Consider the following 3935-nt stretch of genomic DNA (forward strand, 5'->3'; position numbering starts at 1 on the left):
GATCTGGCCGCGGCCCGTCCGGTCGCCCCCGAGGCGCCCAGCACGGCGACCAGCGGGCGGGGGGCGCCGGGCATCAGGACGCCCGTCCGGCCGCCGCGACCCCGGCGACCGTCGGGTCGGCGAGGAAGGCCCGTACCGGCACCGGGTGGTCCAGCTCGGCGGCGAGGCGGGCCAGCACCCGGATCGCGAGCAGCGAGTCGCCGCCCGCGGTGAAGAAGTGCACGGTGCGGTCCAGCACGGGGACCTCCAGGAAGTCCTCGAACACCTCGGCCACCGTCTGCTCCGCGCCGTCCGCGGGCGGGCCGGGAGCGTGCGTGCGACCGGTCCCGGGCAGCGCGCCGATGCGCAGCCCCTCCCCGGGGACGGGGTCGAGAGCCTCGGGCAGCTCCGGCACGGCGTCCCAGCCGGGCCCGTCGGCCAGTGCCGTCGCGAGCTCGACCAGCTCGGCGAACGCGGCCGCCACCTCGTCGTCGACGAACAGCTCCGCGACCAGGGAGAACACCAGGACGAGCTGCTCGTCGATCTCGAAGCAGCGGGTCTCCAGCGCCACCTGCGGGGTGCGCAGGTGGTGGGTGTAGTCCCCGGCGCGCACCCGGCCCAGGGGGCCGGCCTCGCTCGGCAGCGGGCTGCCCATCGCGGCGTCCATCCCGATCGTGGACTGGAACACCACCGGTGCCACCGGGCGGTGGGTGCCGCGCCGGCGCCCGACCTCCCGGGCCACCTCGACACCCGGGACGAGCATGTGCGCGGCGTGCTCGGCGAAGGTCCGCTGCACGGACCGGGCCAGTTCGGCGAACGACGCCCCGGTCTCCGGGACCACCGGCAGCAGCATGGTGGTGGCGAAGCCGCCGATCATGCGGTGCACGTCGGGGTGCAGCGGCAGGCGTCCGGTCTGCAGCGAGTTGAGCATCATCCGCCGGTGCCCCGACCAGCGGGCCAGCACCACGGAGAACGCCGTGAGCAGCGCCGTCGCCGGGGTGACCCGCTGGTCGCGGCAGGCCGTGCGCAGCGCCGCCCAGCGGGCCGGGTCGAGCCGGAACTCGCGGTGCTGCATGACCGTGGGGGTCACCTCCTGCGGGTCGACGACCAGCGGCAGGGCGGGCGGGGCGGGCAGCGCGTCGATCCGCTCCCACCACCAGTCGCGGTCGGCGGTCCGGCCGCGCGTGCCGCGCAGCGCCCCGACCGCCTCGACGTAGTCGCCGGGGTCGATCTCCAGGGGGTCGAGCACCGCGTTCCAGTCCTGGGCGAGTGCCAGCAGCTCGCGGGTGAGTACGCCGGCCGACCAGCCGTCGAAGAGCAGCAGGCTGAACGCGCCGTGCAGCAGGCCGGCGTCGCCGGGCAGCAGCGTCAGCCGGATGTCCAGGCCGGGGCCGGACACCGGGTCGGGCCCGCTGACGTTCATCAGGTCCCGCAGCGCGGCGAGCCGGGCCTCGATCTCCTCCGGTGCGGCGTCGCGCAGGTCCAGCACGGTCGGGACCGGCAGCGCCCCCGGCGCCCCGGTGGGCAGCACGTACTGGCGGCCGTCGGCGTCGACCCGGGCACGCAGGCCGGGCTGGCGCCGGGCCAGCCGCTCCAGGGCGTCGGTGAGGGCCTCCGCCGCCTCGTCGCCGTCGATGCCGTCGAGGGGGTAGTCGACGTAGTAGTGCGCCGAGGCGTAGGACAGCTCCCAGCCGTCCTGCTGGCCGACGAAGTAGCCCTGCTGCAGCGGCAGCAGGGCGAACGGGGCGTGCGGGTCGGCGCGACGGCGGGTGATCGCGGGCAGTGACCCGGTCGACGGATCGCTCACCCGATCGGCGACGAGTGCGGCGATCTCGCCGACGGTGGTGTCGACCCGGACCTCGGCCAGGCCGAGCGCGACGCCGAGGCGCTGCCGGATCAGCGCCGACATGCGCACCGCCAGCACCGAGTCACCGCCCAGGACGAGGAAGCCCACGTCGTCGGGGATCTCGGCGGGGGGCAGGTCGAGCAGTTCGGACCAGACGGTCGTGATCTCGGCGGTGTGGTCGGCGGTCGGTGGGGCGGTCATGCCCGGAGACGTTAGACGATATTGACAATCAGACTCAATAAAGTCAGAGTCGCTGCGGCGCCGAGCCCGTCACCCACCCGTGTGACGCGTGCGCCACCGCCCCGAACTCCCGCACCCCGAAGGGACAACCGCATGACGGTCCGGCTCGACGACGTCCTCGCCTGCCTCGCGGAGGTGCTCGACCGGCCCGACCAGCTCCCACCGGACGTGCCGCTGACCGAGCTGGGCCTCGACTCCTTCACCGCCGTGCGGCTGCGCCGGCGGCTGCGCGAGGAGACCGGGCTCAGCCTGCCGCTGCCGGACTTCCTCGGCGGTGCGACCGCTCGCACCGTCGCCGAGACCCCCGTGGGGGAGCCGGTGCCGACGGCGGACCCGCCGACCACGGCCGCACCGGAGTCACCGCCCGACGGCACCCCGTTCCCGCTGACCGCCGTGCAGAGCGCCTACCTGGTCGGCCGGGACCCGGCTTTCCCGCTCGGCGGGGTCGCGACGTTCTGGTACCAGGAGTTCGACCGGGTTCCCGGCGGCGACCCGCTCGCCGACCTCGACCGCCTCGCGAACGCCTGGGACGTCCTCGTGCGCCGGCACCCGATGCTGCGGATGGTCGTCGGCGACGACGGCCGCCAGCGCGTGCTCCCCGAGGTCCCCGCGACGCGGATCGTCACGGCCGACCTGCGCACCGACCCCGACCCCGACGCGCGGCTGGGCGCGCTGCGCGAGGAGTGCTCGCACCAGGTGCGCGAGCCGGGGACGTGGCCGCTGCACGACCTGCGGGCCGCGCTGCTCCCGGACGGGCGCACCCGCCTGCACATCGGCATCGACGTGCTCGCGCTCGACCTCACGAGCTGGATGGTGCTGATGCGGGAGTGGGGCGAGGTGGTCGCCGACCCGGACGTCGCGCTGCCGCCGCTGCCGACGACCTTCGCGGCCCTCACCGCGCGGACGACCACCGACCCCGCCGAGCGGGCGCGCCGCGACCGCGACCGCGCCTACTGGGCGGACCGCGCACCGCTGCCCACCGGACCCGCCCTGCCGTGGACGGGGCTGCCGTGGACCGACCCGCCCGGCGACCCGGCACCCCGCATGACCCGGCACACCGCCGTCCTCGACGCCGACGCGTGGAGCCGGCTGCGCGCCGCCGCGGCCCGGCACGGGCTCAGCCCGACCGGCGCGCTGCTCGCCGCGTTCGCGTTCGTGCTCCACCGCTTCGGCGCCGAGGAGCCCTTCGCCCTCAACACCACCCTGTTCGACCGCGACGACGTCGCCGCCGGTGACGACACCCCGGGACTGGACCGGGTGGTCGGCGACTTCACCAGCACCGTGCTGGTCGCCGTCGAGCCGCCGGACCTGCGCACCTGGGACGGCTTCGCCGGGTTCGCCGAGCGCGTCAACCGGCGGTTCTGGGCCGACCTGGAGCACCGGTCGGTGCCCGGGGTCGAGGTCACCGCCGGCACCGCCGGGCCGCGCGACCCGCGCACCGGGCTGCCCGCCCCCGCGCACCCGGTGGTGTTCACCAGCGGACTGGGGCTCACCGGGGACGGTCCGGCGGCCACGGACTGGCTGGGGGAGGAGGTCTTCGGGATCTCCCAGACCCCACAGGTGCTGCTCGACCACATCGTCCACGACGCGGGCGGCGTGCTCCGGGTGCACTGGGACCTGCGGGCGGACACCCTGCCCGCCGGGTTCGTGCCCGGACTGCGCGACGCCCACCACACGCTGCTGCGCCGGCTCGCCGACGAGCCCGCCGCCTGGACCGACCCCACCCTGGGACACGACCCGTCGACGGCCGCGGCCGGGCCGGTCGGCCCGAACCCGTTCACCGCGTACGGCCCGCTCCTCGACGACCCCTGGCGCGCCGCCGTCCGGCCGGGCCGCCCCGCGCTGCTCGACGCCCGCGGCTGCGTCGCCG

2 protein-coding genes are annotated in these 3935 nt (G+C 76.2%); one reads left to right on the plus strand and one right to left on the minus strand.

The features are described from left to right. Positions 1–73: 73 nt before the first annotated feature. Positions 74–2026, minus strand: coding sequence for a phosphopantetheine-binding protein (locus tag NH602_RS29075; RefSeq protein ID WP_253069473.1), 1953 nt, complete (start codon positions 2024–2026; stop codon positions 74–76). A gap of 132 nt (positions 2027–2158) precedes the next feature. Here NH602_RS29075 and NH602_RS29080 point away from each other — a divergent pair. Then, positions 2159–3935 (plus strand): condensation domain-containing protein (locus tag NH602_RS29080; RefSeq protein WP_253069474.1); only part of this gene is annotated, 1777 nt, incomplete at its 3' end.

Origin of the sequence: Pseudonocardia sp. McavD-2-B, from assembly GCF_024124365.1 — a bacterium.
Taxonomy (GTDB): Bacteria; Actinomycetota; Actinomycetes; order Mycobacteriales; family Pseudonocardiaceae; genus Pseudonocardia; species Pseudonocardia alni.